The organism is Burkholderia diffusa, from assembly GCF_902499115.1.
Taxonomy (GTDB): Bacteria; Pseudomonadota; Gammaproteobacteria; order Burkholderiales; family Burkholderiaceae; genus Burkholderia; species Burkholderia diffusa.
On record NZ_CABVPN010000005.1, the window covers coordinates 110,763 to 128,589 of the forward strand.

The window sequence follows — 17,827 nt, forward strand, 5'->3', positions numbered from 1 at the left end:
CCCGGTGCCGCGCTGCCCGACAGACCCCGATGCGCTCGTGGCGCGCCGTCCGGCGCGCGGGCGGGCGCGGTTTTTTTCAACGCTGATTCTAGAAAGCCCATAACGAACATGGCCACCGTGACGCCCCGCGCGACCAATGAAAGCCTGCACCCGACGATCGGCGCCGCCCGGCTGACGCTCGGCAACCGTATCCTGTTCAGCTTCGGCGTGCTGTTCGTGCTGATGCTGGTGACGGCCGGCGTGTCCTACGAGCGCCTGCGCGCGATCAACGCCGAGGCCGTCAGCATCGAACGCGACTCGCTGCCGGGCGTGTATCTGGCGGCGTCGCTGCGCGGGACGGTCAATGAATCGTTCGCGATGCTGCAGCAGGCGACGTTCGTCGATACTGATCCCGAACTCGTGCAGCGTGATTTCGCGAGGATCGGCGAGACGCTCAAGGAGGTCGAGTCGCTGTCGGTCGATTACCAGAACACGACGTTCCGCGATGACGACCGCCAGCGCTTCGCGGCGTTTCGCGGCTCCTTCGACCGCTATCTGCCGCTGCTGAACGACGCGGTGCAGAAGAGCCGCGTGTCGCGCGAGGAGGCCGTCGCCGCTTATGCGAAGGTGCAGCCTGCGTGGGCCGAGGTCGTGCGCAACGCGAATATCCTGGTGCAGGAAAACCGCAAGTTCGCCGACCAGTCCGCGAAATTGATCCGCCAATCCGGGCAGGACACCGAGATCGTCCTCGCGACCGCGCTGGCGATCGTGCTGCTGTCCGCGCTGGGGCTGGGCTACGGGCTGTACCGTTCCGTCACCGTGCCGATGGCGCGGCTCGTCGAGGTGCACGACGTGATGCGTACCGGCAACCTGACGCGCCGCCTCGACCTGCGCCGCCGCGATGAGTTCGGCACGCTCGAGTCGGGCTTCAACCGGATGGCCGACGAGCTGACCGAGCTGGTTGCGCGCGCGCAGCAGTCGTCGCTTCAGGTGACGACGTCGGTCGCCGAAATCGCGGCGACGTCGCGCGAGCAGCAGGCGACCGCGAACGAAACCGCGGCGACGACGACCGAGATCGGTGCGACCTCGCGCGAGATCTTCGCGACGTCGCGCGACCTGCTGCGCACGATGAACGAGGTGGCCGGCGTGGCCGAGCAGTCGGCGACGCTCGCGGGCGTGAGCCAGAGCGGCCTCACGCGGATGGGCGAGACGATGCGCAGCGTGATGGACGCGGCCGGTTCGGTGAACGCGAAGCTCGCGATCCTCAACGAGAAGGCGCTGAACATCAACCAGGTCGTCGCGACGATCACCAAGGTGGCCGACCAGACCAACCTGCTGTCGCTGAACGCGGCGATCGAGGCCGAGAAGGCCGGCGAGTACGGCCGCGGCTTCGCGGTCGTCGCGACCGAGATCCGCCGCCTCGCCGACCAGACGGCGGTGGCGACGTACGACATCGAGCAGACGGTGAAGGAGATCCAGTCGGCCGTGTCGGCGGGCGTGATGGGGATGGACAAGTTCTCGGAGGAAGTGCGCCGCGGGATGCTCGACGTGCAGCAGGTCGGCGGGCAGCTGTCGCAGATCATCGCCGAGGTGCAGACGCTCGCACCGCGCTTCCAGATGGTCAACGAAGGGATGCAGACCCAGGCGAACGGTGCCGAGCAGATCACGCAGGCGCTGTCGCAACTGTCGGAAGCCGCGCAGCAGACGGCCGAATCGCTGCGCCAGTCGTCGCAGGCGATCGACGACCTGACGCTCGTCGCGAACCAGTTGCGCACCAGCGTGTCGCGCTTCAAGGTCGACGCGTGATGCGCGCCGAGGCGCACGGCGGCGCGCACGCGCTGTTCCTGATGTTCGAGCTCGACGGCGAGCGCTATGCGCTGGATGCGGCCGACATCGACGAGGTGCTGCCGCTTGCGACCACCAAGGCCGTACCCGGCGCGCCCGAATGGATTGCCGGGTTGCTGATGCGCGGCGGTCAGCCCGTGCCCGTGATCGACGTGCCGATGCTGGCGCTCGGACGGCGCGCGCATGCGCTGCGCTCGACGCGGCTGGTGATGGCTCGCTATCGCGTCGGGCAGCTCGACCGCGATCGCGTGATCGGCTTGATCGTCGAACGCGCGACCCAGACGCTGCGGATCGACCGCACCGCGTTCCGCGCCAGCGGCGTATCGACCGCGCGCACGCGCTGGCTCGGGCGCGTCGCGAACACGCCCGACGGGATCGTGCAGCAGGTCTCGGTGTCCGACCTGATCGACGACGTGGCGCGCCTGTATCTGTTCGACGACCTGCCGGGCCACGGAGGGGCATCCGCATGAAAGAGTCCGATTCGCGATTTCGCGGCTGGCTGCTGCGCGAGACCGGCATCGACCCCGATTCGCTCGGCAACGATTTCCTGAGCCGCGCGCTGACGGAGCGCGTGCAGGCGCTGCAGGGCGACGGCGAGCGGCTGCCGTCGGCGGCGCGGCCGCCCGTCACGCCGGAAGCGCTCGACGCCTACTGGCAGCAGCTCAACGCGTCGGCCGACGAACGGCGCGCGCTGATCGAACTGTTCATCGTGCCGGAGACGTGGTTCTTCCGCGATCGCGAGGCGTTCGCGACGCTCGCGCGGCTCGCGGCCGAGCGGCTTGCCGCGATGCCCGGGCGCGTGATCCGCGTGCTGAGCGCGCCGTGCTCGACCGGCGAGGAGCCGTATTCGGCGGCGATGGCGCTGCTCGACGCCGGGCTCGATCCGGCCAGCTTCACGATCGACGCGATCGACCTGAGCGCGCGCGCGATCGAACAGGCGCGGCTCGGCTGCTACGGGCGCAATGCGTTTCGCGGCACGACGACCGAGTTCCGCAGCCGCTACTTCACGCCGGTCGCCGACGGCTGGCTGCTCGACGAGCGCGTGCGCGCGTGCGTGCAGTTTCGCCAGGCGAACCTGGTCGAGCCGGGCTTCGACACGGGCATCCGCTACGACTTCGTGTTCTGCCGCAACGTGCTGATCTATTTCGACCGCGACGCCCAGGACCGCGTGATCGATTCGCTAGAAAGCTCGCTCGCCGACGACGGCATGCTGTTCGTCGGCCCCGCCGAAACGGGCGTCGCGATGCGGCACGGGATGCGCTCGGCGCGCGTGCCGCTGGCGTTCGCGTTTCATCGCGCGCGCGGTGGTGCCGCGGCGGACGGCTATGCGGCACCGATGCCCGCGATCGCGCCGTACTGGCGCGGCGAGCGCTTCGCTGTGGTGCCGCCGGCCGCGACGCGCCCGCTGCTGGCCGTCGTGCCGCCGACGTGGAGCGATGCCGCGCCGTCGCGCGCCGCGTTCGCGCCGGCCGAGCGCCCGACGGCGCCCGAGCCGCGGGCCGACTGGCGCGTCGACTCGCCGGCGCATGTGGCCAACGTGGCCGAGATGCCCGCGAAGGGGGCGCCGGTCGCCGACAGCGCCGCACCGACGCTCGAGGAAGCGCAGGCGCTGGCCAATGCGGGCGCATTCGACGAGGCCGAGCGCGTGCTCGCGCAGTTCTCCGCGCACGCCGGGCCGCACGCCGACGCGTTTTACCTGAACGGGCTGATCGCGGATGCGCGCGGACGCGTCGCGGAAGCGGGCGACTTCTACCGGAAGGCGCTGTATCTGCGGCCGACGCACCACGAAGCGCTGACGCATCTCGCGACCTTGCTCGACGTCGGCGGCGACGGCGCCGGCGCGCGATGGCTGCTCGAGCGTGCGCGGCGCTCGGCCGGATAACGAGAATACGGGTTGGGAGCCGACATCGGGATGACCGAGGAAAGAATGAACCGCGACGCCGTTGCCACTGACGACACGACGATCGGCGTCGACGATTGCTGGAACCGGATTGGCACACGCGGCGACCGCTCGTGCGAGCGGCTGGCCGACTGCCTGCGCTGCCTGAACTGTCCGGTCTACGCGTATCACGCGGCGAAGCTGCTCGAACGCCCGCTCGCCATCGCCGAGATGGCCGACGCCACGCAGCGGATCAGCGCGTTCGACGCGACCCGCGCGCACGGCAAAGACGATACATGCCAGGCGGCGCTGGTGTTTCGCGTCGCCGACGAATGGCTCGCGCTGCCGATCGGTGTGCTGCGCGAGATCGCCGGCACGCGCCGGATCCATTCGCTGCCGTATCGCCGGCATTCGGCCGTGCGCGGCGTGGTCAACATTCGCGGCACGCTGCGCATCGCGATCTCGATCGGCGCGCTGCTCGGCCTCGACGCGGGCAAGGGGGGCAACGGCGGTGGCGACGGCCGTTTCACGCGGCTGCTGGTCGCCGCGCATCAGGGCGAGCCGGTCGTGTTTCCGGTCGACGAAGTCGAGGGCGTGCTGCGCTTCGGCGCATCCGAATGGGTGCCGGTGCCGGCGACGGTCGGGCGCGCGAGCGCCGGCCTGTCGCGCGGCGTGCTGTCGTGGCGTGGCAAGTCGGTAGGCCTGCTCGACGACGACCGGCTGTTCGACGCCGTGACACGGAGCATGCGATGAGCGGCGATGACGATCTGAGCCACCTGTCGCTGCTCGAGCTGTATCGCGAGGAGACGCGCACGCAGACCCAGGCGCTGTCGGAACGCCTGCTCGCGCTCGAGTCGGGCGAGCCCGACTCCGTCGCGCTCGAGGCGTGCATGCGCGCCGCGCATTCGCTGAAGGGTGCCGCACGCATCGTCGGCGTGCCGCTCGGTGTCGACATCGCGGGGCGCATGGAAGAATGCTTCGTCGCCGCGCAGGCCGGCACGATCGCGCTGACGGCCACGCACGTCGATGTACTGCTCGCCGGTGTCGACCTGCTGGTGCGCGTCGCCGATCCGGAGGCGGCGCCGGTGTCGTCGACCGAGATCGAGGCGTTCGCGCTGGCGCTGACAGGTGCCGACGGCGCGCACGCGATGCCGGTCTCGGCCTCGGCCCCGGCGTTCGCGCCGCCGCCGGCACCGCCGTTCGTCGTGCCGCTTCGCGAGCACGACGGCGCCGCGAACGAATCCGTGGGGGCCGGCGCCGCGGTGCCGCCGCTCGCGGTGTCGGCGGCCGTGCCCGATCCGGTCCAGGCGGGCCGCGCGGCCGGCGCGGGTGCAATGCGCCGCGTGCGGGCCGATACGCTGAACCGGCTGCTGAGCCTGTCCGGCGAGTCGCTCGTCGAATCGCGCTGGCTCAAGCCGTTCGCGGAGTCGATGCTGCGCGTGAAGCGCGCGCAGCGCGATGCGGCCCGGTCGCTCGATCTGTTGTACGAACAGTTTGCCGACGATCTCGACGCGGGCGTGCTCGCGTCGGTGAACGAAGTGCGGCACATGCTCAACGACCTGCAGCGCTCGCTCGCCGAGCGCATGGACGAATTCGATCGCTTCGAGCGGCGCAGCACGCACATCGCCGAGCAGCTGTACGACGAGGCGCTGCAATGCCGGATGCGGCCGTTCGGCGACGCGACGCGCGCGTATCCGCGCATCGTGCGCGATCTCGCGCGCTCGCTCGGCAAGCAGGTGCGTTTCTCGATCGTCGGCGAAGGCACGCAGGTCGATCGCGACATCCTCGACCTGCTCGACGCGCCGCTCGGCCACCTGCTGCGCAACGCGATCGATCACGGCGTCGAATCGCCCGACGCGCGCCGGGCGCGCGGCAAGGCGGCCGAGGCGAGCGTCACCCTGGAGGCGCGCCACAGCGCCGGCTCGCTGCTCGTCAGCGTGATCGACGACGGGCCGGGCGTGGACATGGATGCGTTGCGCGCGGCGGTCGTGCGCCAGCGCCTGACCGACGACGAGACGGCCGCGCGGCTGTCCGATCCCGAACTGCTCGAATTCCTGCTGCTGCCGGGCTTCTCGATGCGCGATGCGGTGACCGACGTGTCGGGGCGCGGCGTCGGCCTCGACGCCGTGCAGGAAATGGTGCGCGGCGTGCGCGGCGCGGTGCGCATCTTCAACGAGCCTGGCGCGGGCATGCGCTTCGTGCTGCAGCTGCCGCTCACGCTGTCGGTGATCCGCAGCCTGCTGGTCGAGGTCGGTGGCGAGCCGTACGCGTTTCCGCTTGCGCACGTGCGCCGCACGCTCGAACTCGCGCACGACGATATCGACGTACTCGAAGGGCAGCCGCATTTCCCGTTCGACGGCCGGCGCGCAGGCCTCGTCGCCGCACACCAGTTGCTCGACGCGGGCGAGCCCGACGTCGCCCGCACGAGCACGGCGGTCGTGGTCGTCGGCGGGGAACCCGAGCTGTATGGCGTCGCGGTCGACCGCTTCCTCGGGGAGCGGATGCTCGTCGTGCAGCCGCTCGACAGCCGCCTGCACAAGATCCAGAACATCGCGGCCGGCGCGCTGCTCGAGAACGGCGACCCGGTGCTGATCGTCGACGTCGAGGACCTGATCCGCTCGGTCGACAAGCTCGTGCGTGGCGGGCAGCTCGCGCGGCTCACGCGTGATCCGCAACTCGCGCTCGTCGATCGCCGCCGCCGCGTACTCGTCGTCGACGATTCGCTGACGGTGCGCGAGCTCGAGCGCAAGCTGCTGGAAAAGCGCGGCTACGACGTGACGGTCGCGGTCGACGGGATGGAGGGCTGGAACGCGGTGCGCAGCGACGCGTTCGATCTCGTCGTCACCGACGTCGACATGCCGCGCATGGACGGCATCGAACTCGTCACGCTGATCAAGAACGACCCGATGCTCAAGCGCGTGCCGGTGATGATCGTGTCGTACAAGGATCGCGACGAGGATCGCCGGCGCGGGCTCGATGCCGGCGCCGATTACTACCTCGCGAAGAGCAGTTTCCACGACGAGGCGCTGCTCGATGCGGTGCACGACCTGATCGGGGACGCACGCGGATGAACATCGGCATCGTCAACGATCTGCCTCTGGCCGTCGAGGCGCTGCGCCGCGTGCTCGCGCTGCGCACGGACCACCGCGTGCTGTGGGTCGCGACCGACGGCGACGAGGCCGTGGATTTCTGCATTGCCCATCCGCCCGATCTCGTGCTGATGGATCTCGTGATGCCGAAGGTCGACGGCGTGGAGGCGACACGGCAGATCATGGCGCGCGCGCCGTGCGCGATCCTGATCGTGACGGTCAGCGTCAGCGCGAACACGTCGTCGGTCTACGAGGCGATGGGTGCCGGCGCGCTCGATGCGGTCGACACGCCGACGCTCGCGCTCGGGCTGTCGACCGACGCGTCGCCGCAGGCGCTGCTCGCGAAGATCGACCAGATCGGCCGGCTGCTCGAAAGCCGGACCGTGACGCTCGTGCCGCCCGGCCCGGCCCCCACGCGCCGCTTGCCGACGCTCGTCGCGATCGGCGCGTCGGCGGGCGGGCCGACCGCGCTCACCGCGCTGCTGCGTGCGCTGCCGGCCGATTTTCCGGCTGCACTCGTGATCGTGCAGCACGTCGACCAGGCGTTCGCGGTCGGCATGGCGGAGTGGCTCGACGGCTATACGCAGCTGCCCGTGCGTGTCGCGGGGGAGGGCAGTGTGCCGCGGGCGGGCGAGGTGCTGCTCGCGGCGACCAACGATCACCTGTACATGTCGCCGCGCGGCGTGCTCGGCTATACGCGGCATCCGGCCGAGACGCCGTACCGGCCGTCGATCGACGTGTTCTTCAACAGCGTCGCCGACGGCTGGCAGGGCGATGCGCTCGGCGTGCTGCTGACCGGAATGGGCCGCGACGGGGCGCTGGGGCTGAAGGCGATGCGCGCGAAGGGTTGCTACACGATCGCGCAGGACGAGGCGACGAGCGCCGTCTACGGGATGCCGAAGGCGGCCGCGGCGATCGGTGCCGCATCGGCGATCCTGCCGCTCGAGCGAATCGCGCCGCAGCTGATCTCGCGCGTGACGCGCATGCCGCGCGACTGACGGCGCGTGGCGGCCCCGGCGGGGCTGCATTGCGCGCGCCGCGCGGCGTCGCGTACAATTGCCGCCTGCGGAGATGGCATGCCTCCCTGCGGTCGATCCCGGCGCGTCGCGCGCGGCTCGGCCCTCAACCGCCGGTGACCCGGCTGATGATGCCTGCGTGTTCCTGGGTTGTCAGGAGGTCGCAGGCCGTCCATGCGGTATTCTGCCGCCCAGGTTTTGATGTCCCGTCGAATCTGGAAATCATGTTTTTCTCGACTTCTGCCGATTTTTTCGCGACCGTGCGCTACGTGTGCCGCTGGCTCGCGCTCTCCGCCCTGCTTGGTGCGCTGGCCGGCACGGCTTCCGCGTGGTTCCTGATCGCGCTCGAGTGGGCGACCGGCACGCGTGTCGCGCATCCGTGGCTGTTGTGGGGACTGCCGGCAGCCGGTTTCGCGACCGGCTGGGTCTACCACCGGTTCGGCCAGTCGGTCGCGCGCGGCAACAACCTGCTGATCGACGAAATTCACGACCCGAAGGCGCTCGTGCCGAAGCGGATGGCGCCGCTCGTGCTCGTCGCGACCGTCGTCACGCACCTGTTCGGCGGGTCGGCGGGCCGCGAGGGCACGGCCGTGCAGATGGGCGGCGCGCTCGCCGATCGCGTCACGCACCTGTTCGGGCTCGATCGCGAGCATCGGCGCGTGCTGCTGATGGGCGGCATCGCGGCCGGGTTCTCGTCGGTATTCGGCACGCCGCTCGCGGGCGCCGTGTTCGGGCTCGAGGTGCTCGCGATCGGCCGCGTGCGGTACGACGCGCTGCTGACCTGCGTCGCGTCGGCGATCGTCGCGGACATCGTGTGCCGCGCGTGGGGCGTGCATCACACCGTTTATGCGATTCCGTTCGTGCCGGCCGTGTCGGCCTCGGGGTTGATCGCGACGGTCGTCGCGGGTGTCGCGTTCGGCGTCGTCGGCCGGCTGTTCGCGTTCGCGACGCATGCGCTGAGCGCATGGTTTCGCCGCGTCGTGCGCTACGCGCCGCTGCAGCCGGTGCTCGGCGGCGCGCTCGTGGCGGTGGCCGCCACCGTGCTGAAGGTGCCGCAGTATCTCGGGCTCGGGATCCCGACGATCGAGGCCGCGTTTCACGGGCCGCTGCCGGCTTACGATTTCGCGGGCAAGTTCGCGTTTACCGTCGTCACGCTCGCGTCGGGATTCAAGGGCGGCGAAGTGACGCCGCTGTTCTATATCGGCGCGACGCTCGGCAACGCGCTCGGCCAGGTGCTCGCGCTGCCGGTGCCGGTGCTCGCGGGGCTCGGCTTCGTCGCGGTGTTCGCGGGCGCGGCCAACACGCCGGTCGCGTCGACGATCATGGCGATCGAACTGTTCGGCGCGGATATCGGCGTCTATGCGATCGTCGCCTGCGTGGTCGCCTATCTGTTTTCCGGACACGCGGGGATTTATCGATCGCAGCGGGTGGCGGTGGGGAAGGGGGCGCGGGTGGAGGCGGACTGACGGCGCGGGCGGGGCGGCCGACCTCGGTATGTCGACGGAAACGGACACCCGGTGATCGCGCCGATCACCGGGAACGGGGCGCGTCCGTCACGCCTTCGGCAGTTTCGCGACGTTGCGCGCGAGCAGTTCCTCGATGTCGATGCCTTTCTCCGCGAGCAAGGTCGTCACGACACCGGTCAGTTCCCCGAGCGTTTCCTTGACCGACTCCCGGATCGTATCCACGACGACCTGGGTGCTGCGCTCGATCTCGATATTGACCTTGTCGTTGACGCCTTTGGCGTCGAAGGTGGTCGCGCGTCGCGTTTCCGGAATCAGCCAGACTTCGAACCACCCTTCGTCGCGATTGACGTCCGATACGGTGAGGCTGCAGCCGTTGATCGCGATATAGCCCTTCGCGAACACATAGCGCTTGAAATCGGCCGGCACGCCGATGCGGATCATCCGGTTGTGTTCGGACGACGCGATATGCAGGATGGTCCCCATGAAGTCGACGTGACCGGACAGCGGATGCCCGCCGATTTCCGCGCCGTCCTTCGCGGCCCGTTCCACGTTGACCCGGGCGCCGGTCGTCAGGTCGGCGAGCGTGGTGATTCTCAGGCTCGGCAACATCACGTCGAAGTCGATCAGCAGCGGCGAGTGGATGGTCGTCACCGTCAGGCAGACGCCGTCGACCGAGACGCTCGCGCCGATCTCGATGTCGGTGGTGAACCGCTCGGGGAATTCGATGCTGAACGTTCTCAGTTCGCCGTGATCCTTGATGGCCTTGATGACGCCAACACCCTGAACAATGCCTGTAAACATGATCCGCCTTTGGTCGCAAATTGCCTGGCCGGTATGATAAGTGATCGCGGCGGGTGGCGTCGGGGCCGGAAGCGCGGTGGCAGTGCACCGCACGTCCGGCCGCAACCGGGTCGCCATCAAGCCTCCGCCGGCTGCCCCCGCGGGCCGGCATCGCCGTTGACCGCGCGCGGCGGCGAATCGATCAGGCCCTTCGCCAGCTCCAGCGCCTGCCGCTCGAACAACCGGCGATAAATCCCGCCGTCGATGCGGATCAGCGCGTCGTGGTTGCCTTCCTCGATCACCTTGCCGCGATCGAGCACGAGCAGGCGGTCGAGCGAGCGCACCGTCGACAGCCGGTGCGCGACGACGAGCGTCGTGCGGCCGACCATCAGCCGCTCCATCGCCTGCTGGATCAGCACCTCGCTTTCGCTGTCGAGGCTCGACGTCGCTTCGTCGAGGATCAGGATCGGTGCATCCGCGAGGAACGCGCGCGCGATCGCGACGCGCTGGCGTTCGCCGCCGGACAGCTTGATCCCGCGCTCGCCGACGAGCGTGTCATAGCCGTCCGGCAGCGCGGCGATGAAGTCGTGCGCGCTGGCGAGACGCGCGGCGCGCTCGATCTCCGCACGGCTCGCGTCGGGGCGCGCATACGCGATGTTCTCCGCCAGCGTGCGGTGGAACAGCACGGGCTCCTGCTGGACGATCGCGATCTGGCTGCGCAGCGAGTCCTGCCGCACCTGCGCGATATCCTGGCCGTCGATCGTGATGCGGCCGCCCGACACGTCGTACAGACGCTGGATCAGCTTGATGAACGTCGTCTTGCCCGACCCGGAATGGCCGACGAGGCCGACCCGCTCGCCGGGCGCTATGCGCATCGAGAAGTCGTCGTACAGCGGCACGGGATGGTTGCCGTAACGGAACGTCACGTGCTCGAAGCGGATCTCGCCTTGCCCGATCCGGATCGCCGGCGCGCCGGGACGATCGTCGATGCCGAGCGGCTGGCGCTCGAGCGCGACGAGCTCTTCCATGTCGTTGACCGAGCGCTGCAGGTTTCGGATGTGCATGCCGACGTCGCGCAGGTAGCCCTGAAGCATGAAGAACATCGTCAGCGAGAACGCGATGTCGCCGACGCTCGCTTCGTCGTTCGCCCACAGCCGCAGCGCCACGCCGATCATCGCCGCCTGCATCGCGACGAGCATCGCACCCTGCAGCCCGCCGTTGAGCGTGCCGCGTACCCACGTGCGGCGCGTGCGCTGGCGCCACTTGCCGATCACGCGCGCGAGCCGCGCTTCCTCGCGCGTTTCCGCGCCGAACGCCTTGACGACCGCGTTGCAGCTCACCGCGTCCGCGAGTGCGCCGCCCATGCGCGTGTCCCACATGTTGCCGAGCCGCGCTGCCGGCGCGACGATGCCGAGCGACACGGTGACCGTCACCGAGATGTACAGCAGCGAACCCGCGCCGACGACGAACCCCATCACCGGCCAGTGCGTGCCGAGCAGCACCGTCGCCCCGACGAGCATCGTGACCGACGGCAGCAGGGCGATCAGCACGGTGTCGTTCAACAGGTCGAGCGCCCAGATCCCGCGCGTGATCTTGCGCACGGTCGACCCCGCGAAGCTGTTCGCGTGCCAGTCGGTCGAGAAACGCTGCACGCGATGGAATGACGCGGCGGCGATCTCGCTCATCATCTTCAGCGTAAGCGTAATGATGTTCAGATAGACGCCCTGCCGCAGCAGCGTCGCGCCGATGCCGAGCGCGGCGAGCGTGCCGAATGCGACGACGGCCGAATGCCACGCGGCGGCGCGGTCGGTCAGGCCGATCGACAGCGCATCGACGAGGCGCCCGGCGAACAGCGGCGTGAGCACGTCGGCAAGCGCGCCGAGCAGCGCCAAGGTCGTGATCGTCGCGATGCGTACCGGCTGCTTGCGCCAGTAGCGGAACGTGAAGCCGAAGACGGCCTGGAATGCCTGGCCGCCCTGATGGGTGGTTTTTCTGGTCATGTATCGTTGCCCGGCGCATCGCGCGACGGGACTTTCCGGTTCGGAGAACGTCGAAAACGCAACAGTCCGGCCGCGCGGACGACGCGGGCGAAACGAAACGGACTGTCGGAAAATGCGCGGGCCGTCGAGTTAGCGGAGCACTCGGGAGCCGGCGCGGACGACGGGCTGGATCAGCCGCGCCGTGGGACCACGTTCGGGAAGGCTGCTGGCATTCGGAACATCTGCACCTCCCTGAAGTGAACGGTTGAAAGGACGCCGAAAAGACGTGAAGGGATTTTATCAGCAGTGCCGGAGTCGCTGCAACGTCTGACGAATGCCGCGTTGCAGCGTCGATACGGTTAGTATTCGGGGTTTCGGCCCTTTTTGGTGCGGATTCCGCGGTGCGGTGCCGCACGGGTCGGCGGGCCGCATCGATTACACTTTGCCGTTGCGCGTCGGCCGCTGCGGCCCCGCGGATTCACCCCGATACATTCCTGAGGAAACGATGAGCGACGTTCAGCAAGGCATCCTGGCTCCGATCGACACGGCGGCCCGATACCTCACTTTCACGATTTCGAACAACGGCAACGTGGCAGCGGCGCTGAGAGCTTTGCGCGAGCTCGTCGACGGGCGCGACACGGTCGCGGGCTTCGGACAGGCGCTGGCCGCACACCTCGGGCGTTCGGTCCCGGGCCTCACCGAATATCCGGCGTTCGCGGTGAACGACCGCACGCTGCCGATCACGCCTGCCGACGTCTGGGTCTGGCTGCGCGGCGACGATCGCGGCGAGCTCGTGCTGCGTGCGCGGACGATCGAACGGGCGCTTGCGCCGGCGTTCGCGCTGCAGGACGCGGTCGACGGGTTCCGCTATTCGAACGATCGCGACCTGTCGGGTTATGAGGACGGTACCGAGAACCCGAGCGGCGACGACGCGCTGGCCGCGGCGATCGTCACGGGGCAGGGCGCGGGTCTCGACGGTTCGAGCTTCGTCGCGGTTCAGCAATGGCTGCACGACTTCGACCAGATGGAGCGCATTGCGTCCGGCGACATGGATCACATCATCGGTCGCCGCCGCTCGGACAACGAGGAACTCGACGATGCGCCCGCGTTCGCGCACGTGAAGCGCACCGCGCAGGAGAGCTTCGAGCCGGAGGCGTTCATGCTGCGCCGTTCGTCGCCGTGGTCCGACGCGCGCCGCGCGGGGCTCTACTTCGTCGCGTTCGGCCGTTCGTTCCGCGCGTTCGACGTGCAGATGCGCCGGATGAGCGGCGCGGACGACGGCATCGTCGACGGCCTGTTCCGTTTCACGCGACCGCTGACGGGCGCGTATTTCTGGTGCCCGCCGGTGAAGGACGGCAAGCTGGACCTGTCCGCGCTCGGACTGTAAACGCCGGACGACATCCGCAAACGGGCGGGCCGCGCATCGTGCGCGGCCCGCCCGTTTTACTTGCTGCGTATCGATCGTGTGCGGCGCGGTGCGTCGTCCCGTCAGTTCAGCGTCGTTTCGATGCGCGTGCCGCGCTTGATGAACAGCGTCACCGGCGTCTTCTCGCAGATTTCCGCGAGCCGCTGGCGCTGCGCATCGTCGAGCGGGCCGTCGAGCGTCACGACGCGGCGCACGTATTGCTGCCCTTCGCGATCGGCGTGCAGTTCGGTGCGCACGTCGATGCGCACGGCCGGCCACGTCTTGCGCTGCATGTACATGCGCAGCGTCGCGGCCGTGCATTGCGCGAGGCCGGCCAGCACGAACTCGAACGGCGCCGGCCCGAGGCCCTGTCCGCCTTCGCGCGGCGCTTCGTCGCCGGTCAGCGCGTGCGTGCCGGCCTGCAGCTGGACGACGTAGTCGGGTGCGTCGGCGGCGAGGGTGGCGGCAGCATGGATGAGCGGCATGGCAAGAACTCCGGCAAGCGGGGAAAGAGGCGGCCGCGACGATGCGGCGTACGAGCCGCCAGCATACCGTCTCGCGGAAAATCGTGGGCGCTGCGCGCGTCGGCGGGGCTCGCCAGGATCAGCCGGCGACGCCGGCACTGCGGCGCACGAGCATGGCGACGCGTTCGCGCACCCACTGGTGCGCGCGGTCGGTTTCGCGCGACTCGTGCCAGTACGCGAGCAGCGGAAACGGCTTGAGCCGTAGCGGCAGCGGCTGCACGGCGATCGGCAGCATCGCCGCCATGCGCAGCGCATACGTGCGCGGCAGCGTCAGCAGCAGGTCGCCCGTCGCGGCGATCTGGCAGGCGGCGAAGTAATGCTGGCAAACGAGCTGGATGTGACGGAGGCGCCCGTCGTTGCCGAGCAGCACGTCGAGCGATTGCTGTTCGCCGAGCGACGACACCGCGACATGCCCTGCGGCGAAATAGTCGCCGCGCCGCAGCGGACCGCCGGTCAACGGATGATCGTGCCGCATCGCGACGACGAGCGAATCGTCGAGCAGGTGTTCGGTCGCGATGCGCGGACCGGTCTGCACGCGTCGATCGACGACCAGATCGAGATTGCCTGACGCGAGTTCGCGTTCGATGTCGTGCACCGCGATGCGGCGGCTCACGAATCGCAGGCCCGGCGCTTCGTCGGCGAACGCGGCGACGATCTGCGGCAGCGCGATCGATTCGAGCACGTCGCGAATGCCGACCGCGATGCTCAGGTCGAGCGTCGCCGGGTCGAATGCCGACGGGGCGCGCACGGCGCGTTGCAGGCCGGCGAGGTGAAGCTGCACGTCCGCGATGATCGTGCGCGTGCGCTCGGTCGGCACGACGCGGTTGCCCTGGCGGACGAACAGCGGGTCGTCGAAATGCGCGCGCAGACGGTTGAGCGCATGCGTGACCGCCGGCTGCGTCAGGTGCAGCGCACGGGCGGCCGCGCCGATGCCGCCGTGCACGTAGACGGCATCGAGCACGCGGAACAGGTTCAGGTCGAGACGATGATCGGCGGGCACGGACGAAGTCGGCGTGGTGGACGGTGGAGCGATTCTACGGGATGCGCGAACAACGGAACGCGGGTGCGTGCATCAGAGCGACGATCGATGTCGTTCGATGCGTGTCGATGACGATCGAGCCGATACGTGCGTGCGCGCATCCGATGCGCGACGCGAATCATGCGCACGATGCGAGCCTGCACATCGGCATGCGCATTTGCGCGCGGCCGCACCAGCGGTCGGCGACAGCCTGTTGAAATCCGCCATCATACTGTCCCGGTCTGCCATTTCATGCCAAAGACACGACCCGTTCGGCTAAGATGCCGTCGCTTCATATTTCGAAATAGCCGTCGCTGTCGCACGAGTTCAAACCAAATATAAGCCTGACAGTTCGACGGTATTACAAGAAGTCGAAAAAGTCCGGGGGCTTGGCAGTGGAAGCAGCAGATCAGAGGTGGGTCGTAATCTATTTGAGTACGGGGTTTTCCTTGGCGCAGGCCGCGCGCCTTGGCGAGGCCTTCAACCTGGCGAATCGCCTGCACGCGTTCAGTGCGGATTACGAGTTGAAGTACGTATCGGAAAGCGGGGGGTTGCTGCAGTCGTCGTCTGGCGTGCAGATCGCCGCCGATCCGCTCGGCGATGAGCACGGCCCTCGTGCACTCGCGTTCATTCATCTTCATGGCGACCGCGCGTCGATCAACTGGAACGATGCATTGCGGCGTCGCCTGAGCGACATCCGCCGGCATGCGCGATGGATCGTCGATGCGATGGACCTGTCGACGCTCGCGGCGTCGCAGCGGCAGACGGATGCCGGTCACGCGCGAACCGGTCGCGCGCGCGGCGCGGCGGCCACGATCGAACTGCAGGCAGGCGAGGCTGACGTGTTCGCGGCCGTGCTCGACATGTTCCGCGCCGATCTCGGCGACAGCGCCGCGCAGGAGATCGCCAGCAACCTGATGCGGCCGGTCGAGCAGCGCTACGCGCAGTCGATGTGGGCGTTTCGCGAGCTGAGCGCGAGCCCGTCGATCAGGATGTCGGCGCAACGGCTGCGCGCGCAGAGCGCGAACCGCATTTCGATCGCGGAAGTCGCCCAGACGGCCGCGATGAGCGAGCGCAATTTCCTGCGGCGCTTCAAGAAGGAAATCGGCGTGACGCCGACCGAGTTCGTGCAGCACGTGCGGCTCGAGCGCGCATGCCACATGCTGATCCACACGACGCTGCCGGCCGACAAGGTCGCGCGGCGCACGGGCTTCGGCAGCGGCGAGCGTCTGGCGAAGCTGTTTCGCCAGCGCCTGCAGGTGTCGCCGACCGAATTTCGCGTCGCCGAGCGCGAGCGGATCCTGACGAACGGCGCCGGCGCGGCCGATCCGCAACTCGTGCCGCGGCCCGCGAAATCCGGCGGCGAGCGGGCGAGCCGGGGCGCGCGTGTCGATGCGCGGGAGAAAACGGGGCGGATGACCGTAAAATCACCGTGTCGCGATCACGATCCCCGGTTTCCATGCCCTTGCTCCCCACTACCGCCACCGCCCCCTTCTGCCCGTCGGAAGTAAAGGGCAGCATCACGATCGACGCCGGCGCGTCGCGCTGGATGAAGCTCAAGCGCTTCTTCGGCCCGGGCCTGCTGGTCGCGATCGGCTACATGGATCCCGGCAACTGGGCCACCGACATTCAGGCCGGCTCGCAATTCGGCTATTCGCTGCTGTGGGTCGTGGCGTTCTCGAGCCTCGCCGCGATCTTTCTGCAGATGCTCGCCGCGCGGCTCGGCCTCGTCGCGGGCAAGGATCTCGCGCAGGCCAGCTACGACCGCTATGGCCGCTTCGGCCGCATCGTGCAGTGGGTGACCGCCGAGGTGTCGATCATCGCGTGCGACATCGCCGAAGTGCTCGGCTGCGCGCTCGCGTTCAAGCTGCTGCTCGGCGTGCCGCTCGCGTGGGGAATCGTGCTCACCGCGCTCGACACGGTGATCGTCCTCGGGCTGCAGGGCAAGGGCGTCCGGCAGATCGAGGCGATCGTGCTCGGGCTGATCGCGACGATGGCGTTCTGCTTCGTCGCGCAGGTCGCGATCACGCCTCCCGACTGGCATGCGGTCGCGGCGGGGCTCGTGCCGGGCGATCCGGGCCATGACCGCAAGGACGCGATCGTGCTCGCGCTCGGCATCGTCGGCGCGACGATCATGCCGCACAACCTGTATCTGCATTCGTCGGTCGTGCAGACGCGTCATGTCGTCGGCGGCGCGCGCGGCCTGATCCGCGACACGCTCGCGCTGGTGCGGATCGACACCTGCGTGTCGCTGTTCGTCGCGATGCTCGTCAATGCGGCGATCCTGGTCGTCGCGGGTGCGGCGTTTCATGCGACCGGCCAGCACGACGTGACCGACATCGAACAGGCGTACCGGCTGATCACGCCGATCGCGGGCGGCGCGGCCGCGCTGCTGTTCGGCATCGCGCTGCTCGCGTCGGGGCAAAGCTCGACGCTGACCGGCACGATCGCCGGCCAGGTGATCATGGACGGCTTCCTGCACACGAAAATCCCGTGCTACCAGCGCCGGCTGATCACGCGCGGGCTCGCGCTGATGCCCGCGCTGATCGGCGTGCTGTGGCTCGGCGAGAACTCGGTCGGGCAACTGCTCGTCTGGAGCCAGGTGCTGTTGAGCCTGCAGTTGCCGTTCGCGATGTGGCCGCTGATCCGCTCGGTGAGCGATCGCGACACGATGGGCGAGCATGCGATCGGCCGCAGGATGCAGGTCGCCGCGTGGACGCTGTTCGCCGTCATCACCGGCACGAACCTGCTGCTGATTACGGGTGTCGCGGCTTGATACAGCCTGTCACAGGCTGAAACAGGCGCGTGGCGCGCGTGCGTAAACTGCGCGTTTTGCCAGCCGTTCGA

General features: G+C 69.0%; 14 protein-coding genes and 1 riboswitch. Of the genes, 10 read left to right on the top strand and 4 right to left on the bottom strand.

Features of this window, described 5'->3' with window-relative positions:
• Window positions 1-108 precede the first annotated feature (108 nt).
• The 7 genes from BTE28158_RS06820 (at window position 109) to BTE28158_RS06850 (ending at window position 9,274) form a co-directional block, all read left to right on the top strand.
• Window positions 109-1,785: a methyl-accepting chemotaxis protein gene (locus BTE28158_RS06820; protein WP_151048363.1), complete on the top strand. Its 1,677-nt coding sequence runs from the start codon at window positions 109-111 to the stop codon at window positions 1,783-1,785.
• Entirely contained in the window at window positions 1,785-2,294 is a 510-nt protein-coding gene (locus tag BTE28158_RS06825; RefSeq protein WP_239007130.1) for a chemotaxis protein CheW, read from the top strand. The genes BTE28158_RS06820 and BTE28158_RS06825 overlap by 1 nt, the downstream gene beginning before the upstream one ends.
• Complete coding sequence (locus BTE28158_RS06830; protein ID WP_174919755.1) at window positions 2,291-3,706, top strand: CheR family methyltransferase; 1,416 nt, start codon at window positions 2,291-2,293, stop codon at window positions 3,704-3,706. The genes BTE28158_RS06825 and BTE28158_RS06830 overlap by 4 nt, the downstream gene beginning before the upstream one ends.
• 45 nt (window positions 3,707-3,751) lie before the next feature.
• The gene (locus tag BTE28158_RS06835) at window positions 3,752-4,456 is read left to right on the top strand and encodes a chemotaxis protein CheW (protein WP_151052697.1); all 705 of its coding nucleotides are present in this window, start codon (window positions 3,752-3,754) and stop codon (window positions 4,454-4,456) included.
• Window positions 4,453-6,774, top strand: a complete 2,322-nt coding sequence (locus BTE28158_RS06840; RefSeq protein WP_174919757.1) for a hybrid sensor histidine kinase/response regulator — start codon at window positions 4,453-4,455, stop codon at window positions 6,772-6,774. The genes BTE28158_RS06835 and BTE28158_RS06840 overlap by 4 nt, the downstream gene beginning before the upstream one ends.
• A complete protein-coding gene (locus BTE28158_RS06845) occupies window positions 6,771-7,790 on the top strand; it encodes a chemotaxis response regulator protein-glutamate methylesterase (protein WP_059601601.1) in 1,020 nt (339 codons plus the stop codon). Before BTE28158_RS06840 ends, BTE28158_RS06845 begins: the two co-directional genes overlap by 4 nt.
• Window positions 7,791-7,850: 60 nt before the next feature.
• A riboswitch (Fluoride riboswitch) is annotated at window positions 7,851-7,953 on the top strand.
• Window positions 7,954-8,032: 79 nt separating this feature from the next.
• On the top strand, window positions 8,033-9,274 hold the full coding sequence (locus BTE28158_RS06850) for a voltage-gated chloride channel family protein (RefSeq protein ID WP_151048607.1): 1,242 nt from the start codon (window positions 8,033-8,035) through the stop codon (window positions 9,272-9,274).
• Window positions 9,275-9,361: 87 nt separating this feature from the next.
• Here the strand turns inward: BTE28158_RS06850 and BTE28158_RS06855 are convergent, their stop codons facing one another.
• Together BTE28158_RS06855 and BTE28158_RS06860 are read right to left on the bottom strand one after the other, a co-directional pair.
• Entirely contained in the window at window positions 9,362-10,075 is a 714-nt protein-coding gene (locus BTE28158_RS06855) for a riboflavin synthase (protein WP_059601605.1), read from the bottom strand.
• A 116-nt stretch (window positions 10,076-10,191) separates the two neighbouring features.
• The gene (locus BTE28158_RS06860) at window positions 10,192-12,054 is read right to left on the bottom strand and encodes an ABC transporter ATP-binding protein (protein WP_151048606.1); all 1,863 of its coding nucleotides are present in this window, start codon (window positions 12,052-12,054) and stop codon (window positions 10,192-10,194) included.
• A gap of 484 nt (window positions 12,055-12,538) precedes the next feature.
• Between BTE28158_RS06860 and BTE28158_RS06865 the strand changes: the two genes are divergently transcribed.
• Complete coding sequence (locus BTE28158_RS06865) at window positions 12,539-13,420, top strand: Dyp-type peroxidase (RefSeq protein WP_151048605.1); 882 nt, start codon at window positions 12,539-12,541, stop codon at window positions 13,418-13,420.
• 101 nt (window positions 13,421-13,521) lie between these two features.
• Here BTE28158_RS06865 and BTE28158_RS06870 read toward each other — a convergent pair whose 3' ends face one another.
• On the bottom strand, window positions 13,522-13,923 hold the full coding sequence (locus BTE28158_RS06870; protein ID WP_059466564.1) for an OsmC family protein: 402 nt from the start codon (window positions 13,921-13,923) through the stop codon (window positions 13,522-13,524).
• Between the two features lie 118 nt (window positions 13,924-14,041).
• Window positions 14,042-14,962 carry a LysR family transcriptional regulator gene (locus BTE28158_RS06875; protein WP_151048604.1) on the bottom strand — a complete coding sequence of 307 codons (921 nt, stop codon included), beginning with the start codon at window positions 14,960-14,962 and terminating at the stop codon, window positions 14,042-14,044.
• Between the two features lie 467 nt (window positions 14,963-15,429).
• On the opposite strand from BTE28158_RS06875, the gene BTE28158_RS06880 reads away from it, so the two are divergent.
• Together BTE28158_RS06880 and BTE28158_RS06885 are read left to right on the top strand one after the other, a co-directional pair.
• The gene (locus BTE28158_RS06880) at window positions 15,430-16,491 is read left to right on the top strand and encodes a helix-turn-helix domain-containing protein (RefSeq protein WP_124901329.1); all 1,062 of its coding nucleotides are present in this window, start codon (window positions 15,430-15,432) and stop codon (window positions 16,489-16,491) included.
• Window positions 16,440-17,756: an Nramp family divalent metal transporter gene (locus BTE28158_RS06885; RefSeq protein ID WP_059601616.1), complete on the top strand. Its 1,317-nt coding sequence runs from the start codon at window positions 16,440-16,442 to the stop codon at window positions 17,754-17,756. Before BTE28158_RS06880 ends, BTE28158_RS06885 begins: the two co-directional genes overlap by 52 nt.
• The last annotated feature ends 71 nt before the right edge of the window (window positions 17,757-17,827 follow it).

Coding starts and splice junctions, on each gene's coding strand:
- BTE28158_RS06860 (WP_151048606.1), bottom strand. CDS start 12,054: ATGACCAGAAAAACCACCCATCAGGGCGGCCAGGCATTCCAGGCCGTC.
- BTE28158_RS06885 (WP_059601616.1), top strand. CDS start 16,440: ATGCCCTTGCTCCCCACTACCGCCACCGCCCCCTTCTGCCCGTCGGAA.
- BTE28158_RS06830 (WP_174919755.1), top strand. CDS start 2,291: ATGAAAGAGTCCGATTCGCGATTTCGCGGCTGGCTGCTGCGCGAGACC.
- BTE28158_RS06840 (WP_174919757.1), top strand. CDS start 4,453: ATGAGCGGCGATGACGATCTGAGCCACCTGTCGCTGCTCGAGCTGTAT.
- BTE28158_RS06850 (WP_151048607.1), top strand. CDS start 8,033: ATGTTTTTCTCGACTTCTGCCGATTTTTTCGCGACCGTGCGCTACGTG.
- BTE28158_RS06835 (WP_151052697.1), top strand. CDS start 3,752: ATGAACCGCGACGCCGTTGCCACTGACGACACGACGATCGGCGTCGAC.
- BTE28158_RS06820 (WP_151048363.1), top strand. CDS start 109: ATGGCCACCGTGACGCCCCGCGCGACCAATGAAAGCCTGCACCCGACG.
- BTE28158_RS06825 (WP_239007130.1), top strand. CDS start 1,785: ATGCGCGCCGAGGCGCACGGCGGCGCGCACGCGCTGTTCCTGATGTTC.
- BTE28158_RS06845 (WP_059601601.1), top strand. CDS start 6,771: ATGAACATCGGCATCGTCAACGATCTGCCTCTGGCCGTCGAGGCGCTG.
- BTE28158_RS06870 (WP_059466564.1), bottom strand. CDS start 13,923: ATGCCGCTCATCCATGCTGCCGCCACCCTCGCCGCCGACGCACCCGAC.
- BTE28158_RS06855 (WP_059601605.1), bottom strand. CDS start 10,075: ATGTTTACAGGCATTGTTCAGGGTGTTGGCGTCATCAAGGCCATCAAG.
- BTE28158_RS06865 (WP_151048605.1), top strand. CDS start 12,539: ATGAGCGACGTTCAGCAAGGCATCCTGGCTCCGATCGACACGGCGGCC.